We start from the raw sequence: 25289 nt of genomic DNA on the forward strand, positions 1-25289 counted from the left end.
TATTTTGAATTAAGTAAAAATTATTTTAAAAAAAATAATACGGCAATGCTTTCTTCTTCAAAATATTCTAAAAAAGTGCTTGATATACACTATTACAATTTATATTTTAATAGAAAAAATGCTAAAATCACTTTCCGAAATTTTTCACTAAATAGATTTATTACAAATTGATCAATTATTGTCTAAAGTCTGATATGCTTTTGCAAGATTGACTAGTTCTGGTAAAGCTCTGAAAGTAAAATAAGCGATATCATCATCTTGTCTTTCCCGAAGAAGTTTGGTATAAGCATTTACACTTGCATTAATATGTTCCAAAAATAACTTGTTCCACTTACTTTCGGACTCATCACTGTAATATAAAAAAGATTTCTCTCCTGCTTTCCAGATCTGCTCAAACTGATTTTGATCTAGATCAATGGTTTTACCCTTGATAATGTCGACCAATATCGGTTGTGTATTTTTATAATAATTTCTGATCTGTTTGCATAATACAAGTATATCCTTATTCTTACTGTGTTTTTCCATCAACTGTGTCATCACCAGCCCCTCAGTTCTCATAAAAACAATGTCTCGCAGTATATGCTCATCTTTATAATCCTGCGAAATAACAGCCGAACTTTGAAAAAGTAAAAATATAGTTATGATAATTGAGTATGTTTTTGAATGTGCTTGCATACGATTTGAATTAATGATAAATATTGGGTTGTCACTATTTTACTATAATGGAAGCAATAAATGTGCTTTCTTTTGACAATTATCATTAAAACAGGTATTTATAATAATAAATAAAGAGTTTACCACCTTTAAATGTATTTTTACTTAGAAAATTTTTTAAAGTCCAATGTACAAGTCTACTACACGACATCGAGACCAAGCTACAATTCTATTATCTTCCCATATTTTCATCATTATATGTAATTATCATAGATTTAATAATTTCTATAAAATTCATGAACATAAATCCATTAATAAACGAATACTAAAATATATAGCAACGACATTGCGGTTAAAAAAGACAAATTCACACCTTAATATTATACTAATTATTTTAGTTTTATTTCATTTTTCAAATTAATTTTAGAAGGATTTTTGCACTCAAAAATTGAACTAATTTATTTAGTGTCCGGAATCTCATTTTCTCTAATAAATGAGATTAAAAAGAGAAATTAAAATAGCTAACATTTTTAGTTTAATTTATGAACTAACTTATTTTCAATAAGATATAATCACAAATACTTGTGTTTCATTTTTAAGTCATGTTATTAAAAGCACTATGAATCCCTTTAAAATCCATATTTAAAATATGTATAATAAGAAGATTTGCCAATGTTATTGTGAACAAAAAAATATGTGGTCGAAAGACAAGTTCATCCATTTAATTTAGATACTTTGCCAGTACTTCACCTATCACCATCTACTCCGCTATAAAAATACTTTACCCTCTGATGCAAGTAAATTCCATTTGAAAAATTTAAAGTCCTTTTTTTCAACCTCAACACAGGTCACAGGAAAGCTTATAATTATATTTTCGATGTTTTTGTCGTAAACATAACTAGTAGCTTCAGAGGGTTTAAAACAATATAATATCGTAATCAAAAAAAATCCAACCTAGACTATAACTGTATTTTGATACCTAATGAAATATTACGCCCAGGAAGCGGCGCGAGGTATTTCAACAATGAGTTTTGAGGGCGTGCTTCTACATTTAGCAAATTATGACCCGATAAGTAATATGTAAAAACATACTCCCTAATTTTAAAAGAATAACCAACTTGTGCGGCGAGTAATGAATAAGATGGCATCGCTGGCTCAAGATTTATATTTTTCCCAAGGTAGCGTTGCTTTAAATAATGATCAAAAGTTGTATTCCAGTAAAAACTGTTCAAAGTCATCATAGTAGATACGCCATATCTACTTGTTGGCAAATTAGGCATATAGTCACCCTCCGCCCAAGTACGCATTTTATCATCAGCAGTATTTTTATTTTTGACAAGATCTGCAAAAGTATTTAACTCAAAACTATGTTTATCTTTCCATTTAAAATTATAGGAAGCTTCCAATTCCCATCCTTTGATTTCTGTATCAGAAGCACGCCACTCTTTCACCAGAAAACCGCCAGAACGAGATATACCGGTGTGACCGAGGTAAATATAATTATCATAATTGCTACTGAAGTATGTTGCTGCCAGATGGAATCCACCTAAATTTAATCCCGTACCAAGCTCATAAGATCTTGCCGTTTCTTTACTCAAACGATCATCTCCATTTTCCTCTACCAAAATTGCAAAATGGTCATTTCCCGCATACAGTTCGTTGACCTCTGGAGCACGCTCAGCATGAGAATATGACGCCTGAACATAAGCAATATTTAATAGATGATAACGAATATCACCAGAAAACTGATTCAGATCAAAATCTCTTGGTGTCAATTTTCCACCGGCCATGCCTCTACTGGGTGTGTAACTGTTATCAGAAAGAACACGTCTAGCCACCCAGTCATGACGATAACCGAAATTGACTGTAAATAAATTATGTTCATATTTCTGCAATACAAAAGCTCCCAATTCTCTACTTAGATTGTTGGGAAGATATTTCTGTTCCCCTACCCCATCCATCCGTATAGATGAAAAATCTAAACCACTTATAGCTGTCCAATCTTTACTGAACTGATGAAGTAGTTCTGATCTTGTCGTATGTCTACGTGTATTAAATTTGTTCACCTGATAAATACCGACAAGTTCACGATCATCAGCAAATTGCATCGAATAATTAAATTTTATTTCCGTTATTTGTGAAAAAGATGGTTTAATAGCGCTTTCCATTGATAGGATATGTGACCAAGCACGGGTATTGACGGGTTCATATATTGGAGCTGGCAAAACAACATCATGACTATGTTTTGGTTTTGCCGCTTGTGCAAATCCTGGCACACCATAATAACCTTCTAGAGCCCGGTAACCAATTCCCACGCTGTAGTTTTCTTTAATAAAGCTACTCCCAATATTAACCGAGCGGCTTTCAGCATGACTATTAGGCATAATACCACGAGTAACCGGAACATAATCTGTTATACCGTGAACAACTTGTGTGTAAAGGGCTGTTGCTGGGTCCTGTCCAGCAATGTATTGGTCATTAGTAGGATTAGGAACCTGCTTACCACCAATAAACGAGTATTGCTGAAAAGTATAAAGATCGGCCTCGGACAATCCCCAATCGGGGTCATTCATATGGTTTTTTACAAATTGACTTATATACGGATATAAGGATAGGTTGCGGATAGTTTCCCTATCTACGTGTACCTGTGCCATTGTTTCTGTCAAGTGATCGATAGTCGGGTCGTACGCAATAGGAGCTTTTGTATTTGCGGGAATCTTCAGGTTTTTATGACTCTGATTCATTCCTCCTATATTCCAAACCCAATGTTTCCCAAGATTACCGGCAATTTGTAAGGCCTGGCGATTACCACTATTAGTTCCAATTTCAACAATTGCTCTTCCTGACGATTTTTTTGAAAGTAATGACTGTGGAACGGTATCCTTCATATCAACAGCTCCACCTATTGCCTTGCCACCATATCGTACACTTGCAGAACCTTTATAAATATCAATACCACTTAAATTATCCATATCCAGATTGACATTCAAATTAGGACTCATCCCAGAAAGGTCATGCATGGAAATTCCATTGCTAAGTATTTTTACTCTATTACCGCTTAAGCTCCGAATCATAACGCTTCCAGAATTTGGTCCAAAAGAAGCATTTTGCACACCAGAAATATGACTGAGACTCGCACTCAAAGTTTGTGTCTGGATCTGATCTAGCTTTTGTCTATTAATTTCTACGCGACGAATATTGTTTGTTTTTTTGCCTATAACCTGTGCACTTGGAAGTTTTATATTTTTCAAAGTGTCAAGAGGAGTCTTAATTTGTCCCGAACTTTCCGCACAGAATAGTAAAAATGCGATGAAAAGAGGATAAGCAATAGTATTATTTGAGGTCATCATACCTTGTTTTACATATATTTTCATGCAAAGGTATAAAACAATACTGTTAATGCAACACAATTGCATTAACAGTGAGCGATAATTATTTTCTCTTTTAGTTAGTAATACAGTTGGAGATTTTTAAAAAAAGTGAGAACATGCTTATAAACCTGTTCCTACTTTACTAAAAGACAGTTTTTAAATTGCTTCAACAAAATTTAAAATTATATTTATTCCTCAGATTAAATTTTTCTATGGTACTTATTATCCCGATCCAAATCATACTGTCATACAGAACCTTCTATTTATCAGAGTTTCAGCGACACCTCAGCTATATCTAGAAAAGTATAAGGCAAGCTTTTCATTAGTACCTACCTAGAAAACTGAATTCCTTATAAAAATAGCAGAGGCATATTTTCAATCAACGTCAATACAGGTATTGTGACTGTACTAAAATTGAAACATTGGAAGCTATAACTTAACAGATTTTAATTAAAACCCGTAAAATTATCGATATGAAGTTTACTACTGACCTCACTATGGTGATGGCCACTGAATCATAAAAGGTTACGCAAGCTCGCATTTTAATCAACGATAGATTACCTGCTTATCTCATTTTATAGGCTTCCCACCATTCATCCAACATGTCGATAACCGGCAGAATCGTTTTCCCCATTTCACTCAATTTGTATTCGACTCGTGGCGGTGATTCGAGATAAACTTGTCTACAGATGATATCATCGCGTTCAAGCTCACGTAACTGCAACGTTAATGTTGTCTGGGCCATATCTTCCATGTCTCTTCGTAACTCGCCGAAACGCTTTGGGCATTGCTGTGCGATGGTTTTAATTAGCAATACCTTCCATTTTCCACCTATAATTTTAAAAATTCCGTTGACATCGCAACAACTTTCCGAATTTTTGATTTTTTTTTCTTCCATAAGCCACTTATACTGAGCATTAGTGCATAAAACCATACTAAGTATGCATCTTATAACTACTTGATATCGCTAATTATCACGCTTAAATTTGATCGATAAAATTACTAAAAACAATTGATATGCGTTTCCAAATTACCGATTTACTCAAAGTTTCCGTGCTCTCTGCCGGCATATTTCTATTTGTGGTCGATCTCTTCATTATTAATGTATCTTTACCAACCATGCAGAAATCGCTGCAACTCAGTACCAGCGATACTCAGTGGATCATTATTCTTTATGTCATTGGATATGCCAGTCTGCTCATCAGTTCCGGGAATGCGGGTAATTATTATGGCAGAAAAAAGATGTACCTCATCGGCATGCTGGGATTCACGATTTCGTCATTTATATGTGGCTTTTCTAATCATATCATTATTTTACTGCTTGGCCGATTTTTACAGGGCGTAAGTTCTGGTATTATGGTCCCACAGGGAATTGCGTTGGTTACTTCACTCTTTAAACAAAAAGAGAAACGCACTCTAGCACTTGGTATTTATGGAAGTATAGCTGGTATAGCATCCGTACTCGGGCAATTGTTAGGCGGTATCCTGCCCGATCAGTCCTGGATGAGTGACAGTTGGAGGTTGATTTTTTTAGTAAATATTCCTGTAGGCATATTGGCCCTACTGTTAGTTTATATCATCATTCCTTCTATTAAACCTGATGTTAAAGCAAAAGTTAGTTACACGCCCATCATCCAACTGTTTGTTTTATTGATTGGATTAATCTTTCCCCTTATTCTGGGGCCTGAGTTACACTGGCCTGTATGGACCATAGTGCTACTTATTGTCTCAATCTTTCTCTTAGTTACATTTCTGCAGCAACAAAAAAAACGAGAACAGTATGGACTTTCATCTCTTATCAATTTCTCATTATTCAAAAACAAAACCTTCAATATAGGTCTAGGGGCCGCATTTAGCTATTATATGGTACAGGATGCTTATTTCATTATCAATTCTAACTATTTGCAAGTTTACAAAAACTTTACACCTACCATGACGGGTATCGCATTTGTATATCAAGGCATCGGATACGTCCTAGCGAGTATTATTGTAAGCAAACATGTTCAAAAAAATGGAAAATCAGTTATTTTATTTGGATTAGCAATCATGGTTGTAGGTTTAATAGCGCATTTGTATATTTATAATCAACCTACAATAACCATCCATCAGATCCATATCTTATTTTTCTTTTACGGCTTAGGTTGCGGTACTGTACTACCTTCACTTATGACAATGGCATTGAAGGATATCAAGACTGATTTAATCGGTACTGCATCCGGCATTTACCTCACCATTCAGCAGGTTTCTATCTGTATGGGTATTGCATTAGTAGTGGGTATTTACTTTCACAATCAAAATACAACACTTTTAGATATAGAAAACTTAAGTCATGCTTACAGCATAGCGACTCTCACTTCGATTACCTTATTAACATTTGTGATTTTTTTTATCTCGCTCTTACCATACAGAAAACAAAAATAATGAAGGGAAAAAAACTTCGATCACTAATCTGCTTAAAATAAGACTTCGTAATTTACAATTTTTTATTTATTTTAAACATTTAAACCATTTGGAAGCAAAAGTAATTATGAAAAAATCACTCAATCTAGCACTAGCTTTACTATTAGGGTTCTCTGCCAATGCCCAACACAAACTTGATAAAATATGGGAAACAGATAGCATCATCAATCTACCTGAGTCTGTGCTACCCGATACGGAATCCGGAATTTTATATGTGTCAATCATGGGAAACAGTGCTGATGAGAAAGATGGAATCGGCGGTATCGGCAAATTGGACATGAACGGAAAAGTGATGGACCTAGAGTGGATTAGCGGACTCCATGCACCAAAAGGTTTAGCTAAGCACGGTAATACACTTTATGCTGCAGATATAACTGATGTTGTAGTTATCGACATACCTTCTAGTAAAATACTTCGTAAAATTCCAATTTCCGAATCCGTATTTTTAAACGATATTACTGTAAGTGACAAAGGTGTAGTTTATGTTTCGGATACACGAACAAAAAAAATTCATCAGATCATCAATAATAAACCAAGTATTTATCTTGAAAATATTAATGGAGTCAATGGATTAAAGGCGATTGGTAAAGATCTTTATATCGCCGGTGGTGATAAACAATTACTTAAAGCTAATGAAAAGAAAGAAATCAAAGCTTTAGCAGAACTACCTTGTGGAGGAGATGGTATTGAGCCAGTCGGCAATGGAGATTTCGTATATTCCTGTTGGGGTGGCTACATTTATTATGTATATGCTAATGGCAAATCAGAATTACTTTTAGATAGCACAACAGAAAAGAAAAATACAGCAGATATCGGTTATGATCCTATCAAGAAGATCGTTTATGTACCTACGTTTTTCAAAAAGAGCGTTGCTGCTTATCAACTAAAATAACATATTTTATTACACCTTTTTTAATAATACTATAGTTGTTTGCAATTACTTTAAACAACTATAGTTTGTTTTTTTGATCCATAAAATAATTTTGCCTAGATAAAGTATATGAAAAATACATCTGATAAAGGATCTATCGTCGATTTAAGTGCTTTATAAAAAATACGCTATAAATGTACAAGCTGCACTAAACATGTTAAGTTTTAAAATTTATAACGATGACTTCGTGACTTTTCTTTGTCCAGTTTCGTTAAGAAAAAACGTTAAGATAATAGCTAGTATTATACCCCCTATCCAGAATAATCCTGTCGATTGAAAATGAGATGATTTGTTTATTCCTAAAGACAGCGTTTGTCCGAAAAACTTACTAAATATAGGATTTAATAGCGTAGTTACACTAAAAGTTATAAAGTTCATCGCTCCGGTAGCGCTACCTTTAACCTCATCTGGGTTAGACTCTTTAATAACTGAATAAGGAATCATTGCAGCTCCTGAAGCAACACCAAATATAAAATTAGTAGTATATACAGATATCAGATCTGAAAAAAAAAGAATCTGGCCAATTGCTAAAATCATAACCACAGCACCAACTAAAAGAACTGGCTTGCGCGCACCAATTTTATCCGTTATATAACCCAATAGCGGGCAACCTAGTACCCATCCCATAGGAATCATGGCACTTGCAATTGTTGCAGCATGAAAACTAAAATCTTTATCCTCCTGAAAAAAAGCCACACCCCAGGTCATGGCAAATATCGTTGTAGGAGCAAACAATAACCCTGATATCAAACCACATAACCAGGACTGAGGATTAGAAAAAACAACCTTATAGGGCCATAAAATACCTTTTGAATCTATGGTTTTCACAGATGCATCTTTATCTTCATTTTTCGGTATAATAAGTAACAGGCCGAAAGCCACTACGATAGTGATCAAACCAACTCCTAACCAAAAATCGCTCGTTTGTAGTCCTTTTTCAACCCACGGTCCAACGACAAACTGTCCAGCAGAGCCTGCAAGCATACCTACACATTGTGTAAATCCTATGGCAGTAGCTAGCGACTTCGCAGAAAATCCTTTTGAAGCAAGGTACACACATCCCGGAAAGGCAAATGCACAGCCTGCGCCTTGTAATAACCTGCCGGCATTACCCGCAAAAGAACTGGAGAGTACAAAAAGCAGGCAACCAAGACCTAAAATCAATGTACCTGTAAACAAAGAATATTTAGCTCCAAATTTATCAAGTGCAAGACCCGCCAATAAACTAACGATAGAATAGGTGTAATAGTAGGTGCCTATAATACTAATAAGATTAACCGATGTTACGTTAAATTGTTCAGCCAATTGGGGTAACATGACTGCAGGAGATGAACGGATAACATAATCTAAAAAATAGAATAAAAGTCCAAATATCCATGCAATAACATATAATCTGGTTGATGATACTTTTTTTAGTCCCATATTACTTCTTTTATCTATATAAAGATAAGAAATTTTAAACCACCGAATTCTCCTAATTATATTAAATAATTAATCATGTTTAATCAATAATGAAATTTGTTTTTCTAAATGCTTATTTTGCTGATTAGCCTGTTCCATGGTCAAGCCAGAGGGAATGCCAGGTCTTTTATGCTTAGTATAGCGCAGCAAGGCTAGTTTCATTAGTTCTTGTTTCTTAAGAACAGCCTCATACAACTTGGGTAAATAAGTATGCTTAGCAACGTACTCATCCCACTTGATCACTTGCGGAAATGTAGGATTAAGATAGGAAATAATTGACCTGGCCATTAACCAGTGTCCCTCCTGCTCTGGATGTATACCATCCGGAGCCAGCTTATACGTGGGATCAATCCGTCTTCTGGATTCTAAGTATTTTTTCATGGGAAAATGAAGATCTATAACTTCCCAATTTTTATTGTTCCGCTGTTCTAATAGCCAAGTTGAATATCGATCCAATACTTGATTATATCCGTCAAGACCAAGATCTGGATCATCATGAACGGGCGGTGTAATCAATATAATCCGTTTTACACCACTTTTAAGCGCCTCCGTATATAATTTTTCTATACCGTCCTGATAAGCTTTGAAACGCACACTGTCAAAAGGGAGATAAATGCCGTCATTCATTCCGTAACATGCAAAAACAACATCAGGTTTGATCTTCTGCAATATACTTTCCAACCGATCGAATAAACATGGTCTTGCAAATTCACCGTCCGCATGATTGTCCTCACTAAGCCCAGAAACAGTCTCACTTGGAAGCCCAAGGTTAATTATTGCAGTACCTTTTATAAAATGACTACTTAGAAGAACACTTTCTATCATCGCGACATATCGACCATCATAAGTTATGCTATTTCCAAGAAATAAAATCTTTTCGGCTCGATTCAAATGCAACAGAGAATTAGATTTTTGTTGCGCAACTAAAATCGAACAAAAAAAACTAACAATTATTAAAAGAGTATAATTTTTCATAAGTGGTATATTTATCAGGGAACTTTGTAAGTTAAAAATTTTTGCTATTTTCAAATTAAAATTATGATGTTTAAATAATTTAAAGAATATGATCTGATAATTCTATGTCCAGAGACTAAATATAATATATTGGCTGGTAATTAATAGATTATTTTTGATTAAAATCCTCCAATTTTTGAAGTTAAAAAAACAATAGTAATCACCATTTAGTACTTTTAAAAAGTTTGATGGAATTAACCAAATGAGCTTTTGCTCTTAAAAATTTCCTCGGTTTAGACCAGGACTTAAAACAGAAAAATTTAATGTTGATTTTGCGATTGTCAAATCGCATATTTAACTTACTATTATGAACAAGGAAATTCAGGATTATATTATTACCTACTATCTGGATCTGATGTCGCCCGAAGAGAAGCTTGCATATAAACATGCTCATTCCACGCTAAAACTAGATGGCAGTGAAAATTTAGAGAAAATGCAACGAATATACCTGAAGACCGGATGGCTTACAAAGGATCAAACCGTATTGAGTCTTCTTAACAATGGTTTAGAAAAATTCAATGAAAATACGGCAACCCGCATATTGCGAGACCACCACCTGGATATCGTTTTCAATTATTGTCCAAAATGCCACAAGCTAGCCCGGACACCAACAGCAAAGCAATGCCGTTTTTGTTTTCACGACTGGCATAAAGAAAATAACAATATAACTGACTGTGATTTATAACTAAACACGTAGATTAAGATGCTTTGCAAAAAAGCACCGCTACATTTGAAGCATTCTTGAAACAACATGAAATCCCAATATTTCAGATATCTCCACTGAGACTAATAATTAATTTCCAGCTATTTTTATAAAAGGATATATGCATTATTAAATTTTAATGCAATTAAAGAAGATGAAATATTACTTATAGCAATTCTAAAAATAAGTTCTATTTAAATAGTATCTGTAAACAGAGAGAGCTAAAACAGAAAACAAAGATGAATCTAAAAGTGGCTTTGTTTTCATTTTGTTCAACTATCTTTGCTTTGCATTATTATTTTAACATGAAATTACTAAAAGACCGAATCTTAAAGGATGGTAAAAGCTTTGAAGGCGGAATATTAAAAGTTGATAGTTTTATAAACCATCAGATGGACCCTATTCTTATGAAATCTATAGGTGTAGAGTTTGTCCGTCGCTTTGGGCATCTACCAATTAATAAAATTATAACGATTGAAGCAAGTGGCATTGCTCCTGCAATAATGCTTGGATATTTATTAGAACTTCCCGTGGTATTTGTCAAAAAAGCTGTTCCGAAAACAATGAATAATATGTTAACGGCCTCGGTTTATTCTTACACCAAAGATAAAACATATGATATATGTGTAAGTACTGACTTCTTAACTAAAACTGACCAGGTAGTTTTTATCGACGATTTTTTAGCTAACGGAAATGCTTCTATTGGTGTTTATGAACTGGTAAAGAAAGCTGGAGCCACCATGCTGGGTATGGGATTTATTATTGAAAAATCTTTTCAAAAGGGAAATGAGCGCCTACAGGAATTAAATATTCAAATAGAATCTCTCGCACGTATTAAAACATTAGGTGATAATCTTATCGAGTTTGAAGACTAAAAATTACTTCATTCTAATTTCATCTTCTGGCATAACGCTATAGCATCCGGCTATGGGGATCAACATTCATCATTAATACTAAGAGGCTTTAGTTTTAACACTATCGCCTCATTTTTAAGCTTGTGAAAATCATTTTAGTCCTTCTTCTCATGAAGCGGAAATCCACTACATCTTTGTTTTAAACAATCAAAAGTATTTCTAGTCATACTTAATATTAAAATCCTAAATTGTTTATATGATACTTTCAAATCTTATCATATGTATACTTTTATTCAATATTTTACATTTCTGTAAATCAATATCAAAATAAATTATTGTAAATTATACAAACCGGTTTTGATATCTACTAATTCTAGTCTATCAATAATTTACAAATAAATACGTCTTTTTAAATGAAACAAAATCCCCTTCAAAATTGTTGATAAGACGTAAACACCTATAATCTGCATTTTTATTAAATGGCTTATATGATGATCATTACAGATGGCTAAAGAGCGATTTATGCTGAAAGATAAGAGATCTGTATAATAATTATGAAGTAATTTGTCATGAAATCAGGTTATAATAGATCGTAACCAGTAACTAAACGATACGAATATGATAGAAAAAACAAAAATTGGTATCTGGATGGACCATTCATTTGCCAACTTGATGGATTATTCAATAAATCCTATGCAGACTAAAACTATTGAATGCAACTTTACCCATGAGGATAAGGAAGAGGCACTAAAACGTAGTGAAAGTGTCATGCATAATAAAAAACAGAATGAGCTATCCGAATATTATAAAGAAATAGCTAAAATAATCAAACAGTATGATGAAGTACTCATTTTTGGTCCAACTGATGCAAAAATTGAGCTATACAATACTATTAAAGATGATCTAGCATATGCTAAAATTAAAATCGGAATAAAACCTGCTGATAAAATGACCGAAAACCAGCAATACGCTTTTGTTCGAACATATTTCACCTCTAATTAATATTGAACGGATTCTTAAAACATCTGAGGGGAGACAAAATTTGATCAGCACTCAACTCCCCCTCTTGTATGATGTCTAAAAGGTAAATAAAATCAATATCAGTTCCTTTAATCGTCCTTAAAAAACTTTCACCTATTCACTAAACACTCCAAAATTTATGATATTCCTGTTTTATAGCTAAATATATATGAAGAAAAATGCTGATGTTATTATTATTGGTGGTGGCCTTGCAGGTTTAACAGCTGCATTACATTTAACAAAAAAAGGATTAAATGTCACATTAATTGAAAAATATAGTTATCCTCGTCATAAAGTCTGCGGGGAATATCTTTCAAAAGAAATATTACCTTATTTGAATTGGTTGAACTCAGACATTTTACAAGTATATCCAACAAATATTAACACACTTATATTTACACATCAAAATGGTAAAACTGCAAAAGCAGACTTACCTTTGGGAGGCCTTGGCATCAGTAGGTATTCGCTGGATAATTCTCTATATCTACAAGCATTAAAAATGGGATGTACCGTTATTAAAGCTACAGTAACAAAGGTAACATTTAATGAAAATGCATTCACAGTGATGACCGAAAATCAGATCTTGATAGCAGAAATCGTATTGGGAGCATTCGGAAAACGATCGAACGTGGATCAGGTACTAAAACGTAATTTTATGAATAAAACTGCCCCGTGGCTAGCCGTAAAAGGACATTATTCCGGAGAATTTCATGATGATGTAGTAGCACTACATAACTTTAAGGATGGTTATTGTGGTATTACAAAAGTTGAAGACAATACTATAAATATGTGCTACCTGGCTGATTTAAAATCATTTAAAAAACACAAGAATATTACAGAATTTGAACAAAATGTTCTTTACAAGAATAAACACATCAAATACTTTTTTGAAAATAGCACATTACTTTTTGATAAACCACTTACAATAAGTCAAATATCATTTGATAAAAAACCGATCATCGAAAACCATATATTAATGATCGGTGATACTGCCGGCGTTATCCATCCCCTCTGTGGCAATGGCATGGCCATGGCTATGCACAGTGCTAAAATTTCGTCAGAGCTAATCGTCGACTATTACACAGGTAAAATCGTATCCCGAAAATTATTAGAAAAAAAATTCACACAACAATGGAAACAAAATTTCGAAAAGAGACTCTTAATCGGAAACCTGTTATCGAAAGCACTTCAACATCAAACCATCACAACAGTATTGATCAGGATCGCAACGATGTTCCCTTCTCTTCTTCCTTTGATAATAAAGCAAACACACGGTAAAGCAATAACAATCAAATGAGAATAAATACCGATAATAGGACAGAAAAAAACGAATTAATGGATGATTTTTCACTCCAAGGTGAAGAATTACGAGAAGCTCTAGATAAAATTGCACGCATCAATCAATTTCTTGGAGGCAATAGTATTACACTTAATGGCGTAAAGCAATTGTTAACACAGGTTGATCGATCTAAACATATCACTGTTGCAGATATAGGTTGCGGTAACGGTGATATGTTACGTATGTTAGCCGAATACGGTATTAAGAACAATATTAACTTTAAAATGATCGGTATAGATGCAAATGAATATACGGTCAACTATGCTCGAAAATTATCAACAAGCTACGCTAATATTGACTATGTATGCACTGATATATTTGAAGAAAATTTCAAGACATTAAAATACGATATTGCACTTTGCACCTTAACTATTCATCATTTTACTAATGAAAAAATAATAGATTTAATTACTATCTTTAGTCATAATGCCTCTGTAGGAATAGTTATAAACGATTTACAGCGCAGCAAATTTGCTTATAGACTTTACCAAATGGTATGTTTTGTTTTTAGATTAAACAGGATGTTGCAAGAAGATGGATGTACATCGATATTGAGAGGATTTAAAAGAAATGAACTACAAAGTTTTGCAAGAAAACTAAATTTAAAGAATTATACCATCCAATGGAAATGGGCCTTTCGTTACCAATGGATTATACCTAAAATATGAGTGTAAAGATCGTAACTGTTGCAAAACAACTGCCGAAATATTCAAGCGATACAGTTGAAATACTTCCTATGCTAGATACTTGGCTTTATGGACAAGAAACACGTTTTATAAAAAAAGTAAAAAAAATATTTGAAGGTGCGGCAGTAAATACACGGTATTCAATTATGGATCCTATTGAAGTATTTACAGCAACTTCTTTTGAAGATAAAAATAACATTTACAGCCGTGAAGTTATTATCCTTGGTGAACAAGTGCTTGAGAAAGCACTTAAAAAAGCGGGATGGGATCCAAGCACCTTAGACTATATTATTACTGTAAGTTGCACCGGTATTATAATCCCTTCTTTAGATGCGTATCTTATAAATAAACTGAAACTACGACAGGATATCGTCAGATTGCCAGTTACAGAGATGGGCTGTGTAGCAGGAGTATCGGGTTTGTTATATGCCAAAAACTTCCTCAAAGGCAATCCTAACAAACGAGCCGCAGTAATAGCGATTGAAGCTCCGACTGCTACATTTCAACTGGATGATTTTTCAATGTCAAATATTGTAAGCGCGGCTATTTTTGGTGATGGGGCAGCTTGTTGTCTACTTTCTTCTTATGAAGAAGATTATGGTCCCAACATACTTGATGAACAGATGTATCACTTCTTTAATATGGAGCATATTATGGGATTTAAACTGACCAATAGTGGTTTGAAAATGATACTTGGCACTGAAGTTCCGGATACCATAGCACAACATTTTGGTGATATTATACATCCGTTCTTAAAGAAAAATAATTTAGAAATCAGAAACATAGACCATATGATATTTCATCCCGGAGGAAAAAAAATCGTAATGACGGTCGAAAAACTATTTTCAGAATGGGGTAAAAATATTGATCACACAAAAGAAATATTATTGCAATATGGCAATATGTCAAGTGCAACTGTTCTTTACGTCCTAGAGCGCGTCATGGATAAAAATCCCATACAGGGAGAATTAGGGTTGATGTTAAGTTTTGGTCCAGGATTTTCTGCCCAAGGGCTTTTATTAAAATGGTAATGTACAATGAACGTAAAAGATATTATAGCAAAATTACCCTATAGTAAACCATTTTTATTCGTCGATGAGTTGCTTCATATTGATGAAAATGGAAGTATGGGTACATATACCTTCGATGAAAATCTAGATTTCTATAAGGGACATTTTAAAGAAAAACCGGTTACTCCTGGAGTGATTTTAACAGAAACTATGGCGCAGATAGGTCTAGTTTGTCTCGGCATTTACCTTCTTAATAATGAGCTAAAAAATACTTCAATTGCATTTACATCTGTCGAAATGCAGTTTTTAAAACCTGTATATCCAAATGAAAAAGTTACTGTAATTTCTCAAAAAATATATTTTAGATTCGGCAAACTCAAGTGTAACATCAGTATGAAAAACGAAGCCGAACAGATTGTTAGTCAAGGTATATTTTCAGGAATGTTAACCACTGAGCTATGAACCGAGTTGTAATAACGGGATTAGGGGTCGTTGCTCCAAATGGAGTTGGCGTACCTGCTTTTACCGATGCTATTAAAAATGGTATATCTGGAATACGCCAGGATGAACAATTACAGCAATTGCAGTTTTCTTGTCAGATAGCAGGAAAACCCCAAATCACACATGAAATAAAGTCAGCGTATTTTAACGATCTTGAACTTAGAGGTTTTAACAGTAGCGGAATACTATATGGCGTCATTGCAGGTGTTGAAGCCTGGAAAAATGCCGGACTTCCGATAGAAAATAATAATGAGCCTGATTGGGACAGTGGAACTATATTTGGATCAGGAACATCAGGCATTGATAAATTGCGCGAAAGTATCTATAAAATTGATGATTTACAGACGCGTAAACTTGGTAGCAGTGTTGTTGCTCAAACTATGAATAGTGGTATAAGCGCATATCTGGGCGGAAAATTAGGACTAGGAAATCAGGTAACCACGAATTCTTCGGCATGCGCAACAGGGACCGAAGCAATAATAATGGCCTATGAGCGTATAAGATCAGGAAAAGCAAAACGCATATTAGCCGGCAGCACTTCAGATAGCGGCCCCTACATTTGGGCTGGATTTGATGCTTTAAGAGTTTGCAGTTCTAAATATAATGACAATCCTGAGGCAGGCTCCCGTCCTATGAGTGCAACAGCAGCAGGATTTGTACCTGCATCCGGTGCAGGAGCACTAATTATTGAGGACTTGGAAAGTGCGCTAAAACGAGGGGCAAATATTTATGCAGAAATTCTAGGTGGTAGTGTAAACTGTGGGGGACAGCGGGGAAATGGTACGATGACTGCTCCAAATAGCAAAGCTGTTCAAAGATGCATTATTGATGCTCTCAAAAACGCAACTATTTCAGCAAATGATATTGACGCAATCAATGGTCATCTTACAGCAACTGCTAAAGATAGTATTGAAATAGAGAACTGGACAAAGGCATTGGGCAGAAGTCATATTGATTTTCCCTACGTCAATTCATTAAAGAGTTTGATAGGACATTGCCTCAGTGCTTCAGGAAGCATTGAAAGTGTAGCTACAGTTCTGCAACTTCATCATGGGTTTTTATTTGGAAATACAAATTGCGATGATCTACATCCAGAAATAGCAACTCATATTGATGCCTCAAAAATACCGACAAAATCTTTTAACATTAATTTAAATGTAATAGCCAAAGCTAGCTTTGGATTTGGTGATGTGAATGCTTGTGTAATATTTAAAAAATTTGAAATTTAATCTTATGAATAAAGAAATGTTGATAGGTAAGTTAAAGGAAATTATAAAACCTTATACCACGAATTTAGAAGCATACGAAAACCTAAATGAAGACACCGATTTTATTAATGATCTTAACATCAATTCTGCAAATCTGGTAGATATTGTACTCGATATTGAACAAATATTTGATGTTGTCATCGATAATGCTGATATGGAACGTATGTTAAACGTGAGAACAGCCGTCGAAATTATAGAAATCAAATTAGCGCAGAAGTGATTGGTAATGATATCATAGATATACAGAAATCCCGTCAAGAAAGTAATTGGAAACGACATGGGTTTCTGGAAAAACTATTTACAGAAGAAGAACAGTGCTTTATAGCCAATAGTTCTGATCCAGAAATTATAGTATGGCTGATGTGGAGCATGAAAGAAGCTGCGTACAAAATCCTAAATAGACAGACAAAAAAAAGAGAATTCATTCCTAAGAAACTGATTTGTAAAATATTATCACAAACCTGTTTTAGTGCAACTGGTCAAGTATTTTATAGTGGAAATATCTATCATACAAGAACTTTTTTAGCTGATGATTTTATCCATACTATTGCTGCTAATGACTTAGAAGATCTAGATCTCGTAGTGGAAATAGACAAAAAAGAAATGCTAAAAGATATAAATGGAATACCTTGGTTATGTATTACAAACTCAAATCAATATAAAGCAGCTTCAAATAGCAACCATGGTCGCTTTGAAAAGACAGTGACAATTAAAAGTAAATAATTCTAAATCAGGATCAGTTTAATTGCGAAAGTTGCTGAAACCATTTTTAGACAAGGAAAAACTTTAATGATAATTAAATATGCTCACGAATACATTAGTATCCCTTTTTGAAAGAGATCTGAAAAAATTAATAACTGAAATAGAACTTTATGAAAATGAATCCAATATTTGGCGGATTGAGAAAAAGATCTTGAATTCAGCGGGAAATTTAACCCTCCATTTAATTGGTAACTTAAACACTTATATAGGTAAAGAGATCGGGAAAACTAACTATGTAAGAAATAGAGATCTTGAATTTTTAGAAAAAAATGTTCCGAGAAAAGATCTAATTACGAAAATAGAAGATACAATTGAAACCATTAGACTTGCACTAAGCCAAATAGCAGATGAAGAATTAGATAGCGAATATCCCATTTTAGTGTTTTCAAAAAAGACTTCAACCGAGTTTTTTTTAATTCACCTGACAACCCATCTCGCTTATCATCTCGGACAAATAAATTATCATAGACGTTTAATCGAAAGCTAAAAAAAATTAAATAAGTTGAATTTCAATATCAAAAATCCCAAATAAAAATTAGCAATTTAATAACAGAAAGACCAAAAATAAAAATCCGGCTAACTGTTGCTGATTATTTTCCTGAAAGGTTAAGTTGGATACTTTTCGTCACAATAGGTTTGATTCTAATGACTTGTAAAAGTTTGGGAAAGACAGATGAATAAGACAACTTGATTAATATTATCAAATTAGGGTAATTTTAGAATATTAAAAAAAACCATTCTTAAAAAGAATGGCTTTACTATTTATGTAAATAAAGGTAGATTTATTTCAATTTCCAGATCAATCCCATCATAATCCAACATTCTTAATATAATTTAAAACGAGGTCGAAGTATGCTCCTTCTAAACACTGTAAATGCGCAGGTTGTTTAATAGCAAAAATGAGACCAAAGAAGCTATCTATTAAAAAATAATTATTGTTTTGCATAAAAATGTTTCAGTAAAGCTTACAAATAAAAAACGCAGTAATTTATCGTATTAGATTATCGGAGGAATAATTGTTTTTACCAGAATGTGGTTAAGTCTAACAATATATAAAAATTGACTACTATTCTTTAAAATAAAGTTAATAATCTCTTTTCTATTAGCCTTAATAAGTCATACTGTCATTATGATAAATTATAAGGCCATTACAAGGGATTTCCTTTCAAATAGTTCTTGACCACATTACGAATTCATCTTCTTTAGAACCTTTTCAAAAGTATTAATATTTCTACTTGTAAATTGATCTCTAAGTGTCTTTTTACCCAAAATCTTTCCAAATGCTGAATCAAGCGTGTTTCCTTTAGGGACCTGCCAGTAGAAAATATGATTAACTATTTCTGCGCTCTCATTGGTATTTTGTGTCGCGTCCTGAAATTCAGCCATTAAAACTGTTTCTATTCCAGTTTCTCCGACAAATGCATAGATATGAAAATCCGTAGTCTTTTCAAAAGGAACACTTTCCCAATATAATACCGTATCACGCTCCGACTTTATAAATAAAACAGCGTCGTAAGAAAAATAAGCTGACATGGACTTTTCCAAAATTAACTTTAATTCGATCTCGTTTTTATCTGATGAAAAAACAATATTACCAGATGCGATTATGGACCTAACATCCTGCATTCCTGCATCCCTAAAAACCTGACATACATCAGTCATCTTCATGTTGGTTCCTTTGACATTTACACCCCTCAGAAAAGCACAGTACTTCATAATTCTTAAAAAATTAAGTTAAAATACATACGATACATCATTATACGTTTATTTACAAATAGGACTCATTCATCAACTTTCAATTTCTTCAATATTAATTTCTCAGTTGGTAAATCGTCTTCAATCCCAATAAAATAACTTTCAAATCCAAATTTTTCAAGTAATTTTTTAGAAGCCATATTTTCTGGATCAATAATTCCAATAACCGCTAAATCAGGATATAAATTATGCGCTACATCTAGTAATTTTCGACAGATTAAAGATCCTATTCCATTTCTCCAAAAATTCTTTTTTATAATATAACCTATTTCAAGAATGCTCTCATCATGCTTATATCGCTCCAACTTGCAATCTCCCACAAATTCATTTTCTTCAGTAAGAACCTTAAAATATCCTAATTCACGTTCCTTACTATTGATTTCAAGAATACGATCGAACTTTGCTCTAGCCTGATTTTCATTCAATCCATTTCCAGAAATATATTTCATTAAATCATCTTAACAAACAAGTGTTTTGAAAGAGTTAAAATCTTCCGGTCCATACTTCTGTAAGTTTATTTTCATTATCTTCTATGATAAAGTGATTTATAAAACAATATTACGTCTAAAAGCACACCCCAGCTCGATAATAGTCTCCGTTTTGGCAATACCTGCAATACTGTCTATTTTCTCATACAATAATTGTCTCATATGCTCATGATCTTTAGCGATGATCTTTAAATATAGCGTATAGTTTCCAGTAATATAGTAACATTCTGTAACCTCAGGAATTTTATGAAGCTCCTCAATTATTCTTTTTGAATCATGATCTTTTTCAAGAGATATTCCAGTAAAAGCTCCCCAATCGTAACCCAATTTTTTTTCGTCCAAAACAGGCTTAATTCCCGTAAGAATACCTTGATCCATAAGGCGTGTAATACGCTGATGGACCATTGTATTGGAAACTCCTAGCTCTGTAGCTATAGCAGAATACGCCATGCGTCCGTCTGCTTCGAGCTGTTTCAAAATCTGTATATCAAAATCATCCAAATGATTCATGGTTATTTTTAATTATTAAGTTTAGAGTTAAATTAAATTTAATAAGCTACTAATTGAGTGAATTTAAATCCATATTAGGCTATTAAAATTAAATATCGTACATTTATTTCATAATTCCAATTACAAATAATATGGCAGACTTAACAAATTTAGCAAAAAGCAATGCATTCATTGCAAAGGAAAATAAATATGGTGCCCACAATTATCATCCCTTACCTGTGGTTTTAGCAAAAGGAAAAGGAGTATTTGTGTGGGATGTTGAAGAAAACCGATACTTTGATTTTCTTTCAGCATACTCAGCGGTAAACCAGGGACATTGTCATCCAAGGATTATTAAAGCCTTAACCCAACAAGCTGAAAAGCTTACCTTAACTTCAAGAGCATTTTATAGTGATAAATTAGGTGATTTTGAAGAGTATCTTTGTAATCTGTTTGGTTATGATAAAGCTTTAATTATGAATTCCGGTGTTGAAGCCGTAGAAACAGCCATGAAGTTATGCCGTAAATGGGCTTACTTAGTTAAAGGGCTTCCTGCAAATCAAGCCAAAATAGTCTTCGCTAGTGGAAACTTCCATGGTAGAACCATATCCGTAATTTCTGCTTCAAATGATGATTCGGCAAGAAAAGATTTTGGACCTTTCTTAGATGGGGTTACACAAGTGCCTTATAACGACGTTCAAGCATTTGAAGAATTACTAAAAAATGATACGAACATTGCTGGATTTATTGTTGAACCCATTCAGGGCGAAGCTGGAATTATCGTTCCAAGTGATGATTATCTTTCTCGTATAAAAGCACTTTGCAAAGACTACAACGTATTATTTATAGTCGATGAAATTCAAACTGGTATTGCAAGAACAGGAAATATGCTAGCCTCTTTTGATATTAAAGATACCAATTCAAATACAAAGCCTGATGTTTTAATTTTAGGAAAAGCACTTTCTGGAGGTGTACTTCCGGTTTCTGCTGTTCTAGCAGACGATTATATTATGCTGACTATAAAAGCTGGAGAACATGGTTCAACATATGGTGGGAATCCCCTAGCCTGTGCAGTATCCATGGAAGCTCTTCAAGTGATCATAGATGAGGATTTAGCATTAAATGCTGAAAAAATGGGTAAAATATTCAGAGAAGGCCTTCAAGAAATGATGATAAGATGTCCCATAATTAAAGAAGTCAGAGGAAAAGGATTATTAAATGCAATTGTAATAGATAGCAAAGAAGAAGATAATACTGCTTGGGAAATTTGTCTAAAATTTAAGGAAAATGGATTATTAGCCAAACCTACTCACGGTAATAAAATTAGATTAGCTCCCCCATTAGTAATTACAGAAGATCAAATTACGGAAAGTCTATCAATTATAGAAAAATCACTTCATCAATTTGCACAAAAAATATGAATAGATCGATTAAATTAATTAAAAATAGATCGGATATTGGAGCAGGTACCCGCGGTTCCGACCTAGGGATTGACGCTATCGAAATTGCTGCAATTAATAAAGGAAGTCAATACTTCAATAACTATAATTTTATAGATATACAAACGCGCAATAACACAGTTTATGATCCGCTTGTTAATCCATTTGGTAAGAGAATAAAGCAGGTCTTACAGCAGTGCAAATTATTGGCAATAGCTGTTGAAGATAGCTTACTAGAAGAACAGTTTCCCCTGGTTTTTTCAGGAGACCATTCATCTGCAATTGGTACCATTAGTGGTATAAAGTCGGCATATCCAGAAAAAACATTAGGAGTAATATGGATAGATGCCCATGCTGATTTACATTCACCCTATACCACACCTTCTGGTAATTTACATGGAATGCCTTTAGCGGCGGTATTAGGTACGGACAATTTAGAAAATCAAATTAATAATGTTGATGCAGAAACCAAACAATATTGGAATAAATTAAAAACAATAGGAACTTCCCAAGCTAAAATAATAGCAGAACACCTGATCTACTTTGGTGTTCGCGATACCGAATTACCAGAAGAAAATCTAATTGCGGAACTGAATATAAAAAAATACCAAGTAGAGCAATTACGTGATATGGGAATTAAATCCTGTGTTCAGAGCACCCTTCAGCAATTGGAAGGATGTGACCATATTTATGTTTCATTTGACGTTGACAGTATGGACAGCGAGCTAATTTCTAACGGTACTGGTACACCAGTACCCAAAGGATTTAATCAAACGGAAATAACATCATTGCTTCAAGAAATTATTGCATCTAATAAAGTGGTTTGCTTAGAATTTGTAGAGGTAAATCCCCTTTTAGACAGTCAAGGGAATAGAATGGCAGAGGTTGCGTTCGAAATTTTAGACCAAGTGACAGCATCTATTGAAACTTTAAAATCAGTATCGTAATTTCGATATGATTTCTTGGAATTGAACAATTGAAAATAAGAATTATTAGTTTCTAATTTCAATTGTTCAATTATTGTTATGCAGAGAATTCGCAACCATTTAACCCAATATACAATGATTCAGCATGTAACATTCTAATTAAAAATTTGTAACATTGTTACTATAAGTATTTAAGAACAAAATAAAATGGTAAGATAAATTTAAACTGATCTACTATTTGTTATATACCTTAAATATATTGGCTAAAAAAATGTTATGATCGGCAAATTTTTCAGAAAATTCTATTTAGACATAGTCATCTGGACCATTTTATTGTTACTTCCCTTTATCACCTATCTCTATCAACCAGATAAGATTTCGGAGTTTAAGCCCTACTCTGCTCTATCTCATCTAGCCAATATTATATTTTTGGCAACAAATTTTTATTTACACTGCTATTATGTCGCACCAAAATACTTCTTTACACGCAGAAAGTTTCTGGTGCTTTTAATTGCTTGTGCTTTTTTATCCTATGTCGCGCTAAACTATGCTATTGTATACTTTAATCCTAATGGAGAATTGGCACATTTCACAAAAGAAAATATACTTTTCGTACGACTAGTGATCGGGCCTGGAATTATATATTCACTTTGTTTAATTACCTCATCCATGATTTTTCTATACGGGGAACAAGCCAGGCAAAAAGAATTAAATAAGCAGATTGCTTTGGAGAAAACAAAAGCAGAATTAACAATTCTAAAGCTTCAGATCAGTCCACATTTCCTATTCAACACCCTTAACAATATCCGATGGTTGATCCGTAAACAATCACCAGATTCTGAAGACACAATCGTCAAATTATCCGAAATATTGCGGTACATTCTCTATGAAGTTGATGGTGCAAAAGTAGAGCTCTTTAAGGAAATCGAGCATATGCAGAATTTTATTGCCTTACAAACACTCCGTCTTCCGATAGCTGGAAATGTGGATCTCGAAATTGAATCTAATCTAAAAAATAGATTGATACCACCTTTACTATTTATTCATTTTGTAGAGAATGCATTCAAATATGGTGTAGACAGTAAAAACAGTCCAGAAATCAAGTTTCAATTCGCACAGATTCCAGGCGGTATAATTTTTAAGTCCAGCAATAAAATACTACAGCATACAGAACTTCGAACAAGTGAAGGAATTGGATTAACCAATGTTCAGCGTCGCTTGCAACTGTTATATCCAAATCGTCATGATCTTTCCATTACAAAAACGGATGACGGTTATTTCCAGGTACTACTCAAATTGATGACCGATGAAAATTAAATGCTTACTTATAGATGACGAACCATTTGCTTTAAACATCTTAGAAGACGATTTATTAAGCTTTGACAAGGTTGAAATACTGCACAAGTTTAACTCGCCAATCGATGTCGTCGATTACTTGAGAGATCATGAAGTCGATCTGATTTTCTTGGATATACAAATGCCGGAAAAATTAGGAACACAATTTATCCGGGAACTTACTAATCCACCTTTATTTATATTCACTACGGCATATCATCAATATGCTGTGGAGGGTTTTGAATTGAATGCAGTGGATTATCTATTGAAACCCATTGCAAAAGAAAGATTGACTAGCGCTATTCGAAAGGTTGAAGACATTATGCTTTTACGAGCAAATCAAAATAATACAGTAGATCACATCGTCGTCAATGTTGAGTATAAAAAGATTAAAATATTTATCAATGAAATAAGTTACATAGAAGGATTAAAAGATTATGTTAAAATCTATATGGTAAATCGGAATGCTCCACTTCTTACCCGTAGTAACCTAAGAGGTATGGAAAAAATTCTGCCAGTAAAAGATTTTTTAAGAATCCATAATTCATATATAGTAAACAAAAATAGAATTCAGCACGTCGCTCTAACGAAATTAACACTTCCTGAGATTGCACTGCCAGTAGGCAAAAAATATGTTGGAAATATCGAAATTTTCTAAATTAAATTCTCTTGTCGACACTAACATTTATTTCAATAACTTCATTCGTCTACACATTTACGCTGTCTGTCTACAGATCATTGTGTAGATTAAAAATCCTTCTCAAATTTGTCATATATCAGACCTCTATTAAAAAGGGATAAACAAATCGATAAAAAAAGAATA

Annotated in this window: 25 protein-coding genes; 17 read left to right on the forward strand and 8 right to left on the reverse strand. The window is 33.6% G+C overall.

What is annotated here, in order from left to right; genetic code table 11:
* Positions 1–171: 171 nt before the first annotated feature.
* The 3 genes from HCX49_RS07235 to HCX49_RS07245 all read right to left on the reverse strand — a co-directional run bounded on the left by HCX49_RS07235 (position 172) and on the right by HCX49_RS07245 (position 4959).
* Positions 172–675 carry a hypothetical protein gene (locus HCX49_RS07235; RefSeq protein ID WP_168126641.1) on the reverse strand — a complete coding sequence of 168 codons (504 nt, stop codon included), beginning with the start codon at positions 673–675 and terminating at the stop codon, positions 172–174.
* Positions 676–1613: 938 nt separating this feature from the next.
* A complete protein-coding gene (locus HCX49_RS07240; RefSeq protein ID WP_237682736.1) occupies positions 1614–4028 on the reverse strand; it encodes a TonB-dependent receptor in 2415 nt (804 codons plus the stop codon).
* Between the two features lie 562 nt (positions 4029–4590).
* A complete protein-coding gene (locus HCX49_RS07245) occupies positions 4591–4959 on the reverse strand; it encodes a winged helix-turn-helix transcriptional regulator (protein WP_132839718.1) in 369 nt (122 codons plus the stop codon).
* Positions 4960–5042: 83 nt separating this feature from the next.
* Between HCX49_RS07245 and HCX49_RS07250 the strand changes: the two genes are divergently transcribed.
* Together HCX49_RS07250 and HCX49_RS07255 are read left to right on the forward strand one after the other, a co-directional pair.
* Positions 5043–6446 (forward strand): MFS transporter, encoded by a 1404-nt coding sequence (locus tag HCX49_RS07250; protein ID WP_168126642.1) that lies wholly within the window; start codon positions 5043–5045, stop codon positions 6444–6446.
* Positions 6447–6552: 106 nt separating this feature from the next.
* Positions 6553–7377, forward strand: coding sequence for a YncE family protein (locus HCX49_RS07255; RefSeq protein WP_168126643.1), 825 nt, complete (start codon positions 6553–6555; stop codon positions 7375–7377).
* Positions 7378–7587: 210 nt separating this feature from the next.
* Here HCX49_RS07255 and HCX49_RS07260 read toward each other — a convergent pair whose 3' ends face one another.
* A complete protein-coding gene (locus tag HCX49_RS07260; RefSeq protein ID WP_168126645.1) occupies positions 7588–8838 on the reverse strand; it encodes an MFS transporter in 1251 nt (416 codons plus the stop codon).
* A gap of 69 nt (positions 8839–8907) precedes the next feature.
* Complete coding sequence (locus HCX49_RS07265; protein ID WP_168126646.1) at positions 8908–9852, reverse strand: SGNH/GDSL hydrolase family protein; 945 nt, start codon at positions 9850–9852, stop codon at positions 8908–8910.
* Between the two features lie 346 nt (positions 9853–10198).
* Between HCX49_RS07265 and HCX49_RS07270 the strand changes: the two genes are divergently transcribed.
* The 11 genes from HCX49_RS07270 to HCX49_RS07320 all read left to right on the forward strand — a co-directional run bounded on the left by HCX49_RS07270 (position 10199) and on the right by HCX49_RS07320 (position 18521).
* Positions 10199–10576: a hypothetical protein gene (locus HCX49_RS07270; protein WP_132768357.1), complete on the forward strand. Its 378-nt coding sequence runs from the start codon at positions 10199–10201 to the stop codon at positions 10574–10576.
* Between the two features lie 323 nt (positions 10577–10899).
* Positions 10900–11469 carry a xanthine phosphoribosyltransferase gene (gene xpt, locus HCX49_RS07275; protein WP_132768969.1) on the forward strand — a complete coding sequence of 190 codons (570 nt, stop codon included), beginning with the start codon at positions 10900–10902 and terminating at the stop codon, positions 11467–11469.
* 597 nt (positions 11470–12066) lie between these two features.
* Positions 12067–12450, forward strand: a complete 384-nt coding sequence (locus HCX49_RS07280) for a hypothetical protein (RefSeq protein ID WP_132768359.1) — start codon at positions 12067–12069, stop codon at positions 12448–12450.
* Between the two features lie 187 nt (positions 12451–12637).
* On the forward strand, positions 12638–13765 hold the full coding sequence (locus tag HCX49_RS07285; RefSeq protein WP_168126647.1) for an NAD(P)/FAD-dependent oxidoreductase: 1128 nt from the start codon (positions 12638–12640) through the stop codon (positions 13763–13765).
* Positions 13762–14475 (forward strand): methyltransferase domain-containing protein, encoded by a 714-nt coding sequence (locus HCX49_RS07290; RefSeq protein WP_168126648.1) that lies wholly within the window; start codon positions 13762–13764, stop codon positions 14473–14475. The genes HCX49_RS07285 and HCX49_RS07290 overlap by 4 nt, the downstream gene beginning before the upstream one ends.
* Entirely contained in the window at positions 14472–15524 is a 1053-nt protein-coding gene (locus HCX49_RS07295) for a type III polyketide synthase (RefSeq protein WP_168126649.1), read from the forward strand. The genes HCX49_RS07290 and HCX49_RS07295 overlap by 4 nt, the downstream gene beginning before the upstream one ends.
* A 6-nt stretch (positions 15525–15530) precedes the next feature.
* Positions 15531–15965 (forward strand): 3-hydroxyacyl-ACP dehydratase FabZ family protein, encoded by a 435-nt coding sequence (locus HCX49_RS07300; protein WP_168126650.1) that lies wholly within the window; start codon positions 15531–15533, stop codon positions 15963–15965.
* Positions 15962–17233: a beta-ketoacyl-[acyl-carrier-protein] synthase family protein gene (locus HCX49_RS07305; protein ID WP_168126651.1), complete on the forward strand. Its 1272-nt coding sequence runs from the start codon at positions 15962–15964 to the stop codon at positions 17231–17233. Before HCX49_RS07300 ends, HCX49_RS07305 begins: the two co-directional genes overlap by 4 nt.
* Before the next feature lie 4 nt (positions 17234–17237).
* Positions 17238–17492, forward strand: a complete 255-nt coding sequence (locus HCX49_RS07310; RefSeq protein ID WP_132768371.1) for an acyl carrier protein — start codon at positions 17238–17240, stop codon at positions 17490–17492.
* Positions 17489–17995, forward strand: a complete 507-nt coding sequence (locus tag HCX49_RS07315; RefSeq protein WP_132768373.1) for a 4'-phosphopantetheinyl transferase superfamily protein — start codon at positions 17489–17491, stop codon at positions 17993–17995. Before HCX49_RS07310 ends, HCX49_RS07315 begins: the two co-directional genes overlap by 4 nt.
* Before the next feature lie 79 nt (positions 17996–18074).
* Positions 18075–18521 (forward strand): DUF1572 family protein, encoded by a 447-nt coding sequence (locus tag HCX49_RS07320; protein WP_021188340.1) that lies wholly within the window; start codon positions 18075–18077, stop codon positions 18519–18521.
* A 698-nt stretch (positions 18522–19219) separates the two neighbouring features.
* Here the strand turns inward: HCX49_RS07320 and HCX49_RS07325 are convergent.
* From HCX49_RS07325 to HCX49_RS07335, 3 genes are all read right to left on the reverse strand, one after another.
* Positions 19220–19750: a DUF1697 domain-containing protein gene (locus HCX49_RS07325; protein WP_206368292.1), complete on the reverse strand. Its 531-nt coding sequence runs from the start codon at positions 19748–19750 to the stop codon at positions 19220–19222.
* Between the two features lie 65 nt (positions 19751–19815).
* Positions 19816–20238 carry a GNAT family N-acetyltransferase gene (locus HCX49_RS07330; protein ID WP_168126652.1) on the reverse strand — a complete coding sequence of 141 codons (423 nt, stop codon included), beginning with the start codon at positions 20236–20238 and terminating at the stop codon, positions 19816–19818.
* A 96-nt stretch (positions 20239–20334) separates the two neighbouring features.
* The gene (locus HCX49_RS07335) at positions 20335–20787 is read right to left on the reverse strand and encodes an Lrp/AsnC family transcriptional regulator (RefSeq protein WP_132768379.1); all 453 of its coding nucleotides are present in this window, start codon (positions 20785–20787) and stop codon (positions 20335–20337) included.
* 131 nt (positions 20788–20918) lie between these two features.
* Between HCX49_RS07335 and rocD the strand changes: the two genes are divergently transcribed.
* The 4 genes from rocD to HCX49_RS07355 all read left to right on the forward strand — a co-directional run bounded on the left by rocD (position 20919) and on the right by HCX49_RS07355 (position 25124).
* On the forward strand, positions 20919–22187 hold the full coding sequence (gene rocD / locus HCX49_RS07340) for an ornithine--oxo-acid transaminase (RefSeq protein ID WP_132839705.1): 1269 nt from the start codon (positions 20919–20921) through the stop codon (positions 22185–22187).
* On the forward strand, positions 22184–23152 hold the full coding sequence (locus HCX49_RS07345; RefSeq protein WP_168126653.1) for an arginase: 969 nt from the start codon (positions 22184–22186) through the stop codon (positions 23150–23152). The genes rocD and HCX49_RS07345 overlap by 4 nt, the downstream gene beginning before the upstream one ends.
* Before the next feature lie 255 nt (positions 23153–23407).
* Positions 23408–24448, forward strand: coding sequence for a sensor histidine kinase (locus HCX49_RS07350; protein ID WP_132768384.1), 1041 nt, complete (start codon positions 23408–23410; stop codon positions 24446–24448).
* Positions 24438–25124, forward strand: a complete 687-nt coding sequence (locus HCX49_RS07355) for a LytR/AlgR family response regulator transcription factor (RefSeq protein ID WP_132839700.1) — start codon at positions 24438–24440, stop codon at positions 25122–25124. The genes HCX49_RS07350 and HCX49_RS07355 overlap by 11 nt, the downstream gene beginning before the upstream one ends.
* Positions 25125–25289: the final 165 nt, after the last annotated feature.

This window comes from Sphingobacterium sp. B16(2022) (genome assembly GCF_012030425.1).
In the GTDB taxonomy this organism is placed as follows: domain Bacteria; phylum Bacteroidota; class Bacteroidia; order Sphingobacteriales; family Sphingobacteriaceae; genus Sphingobacterium; species Sphingobacterium anhuiense.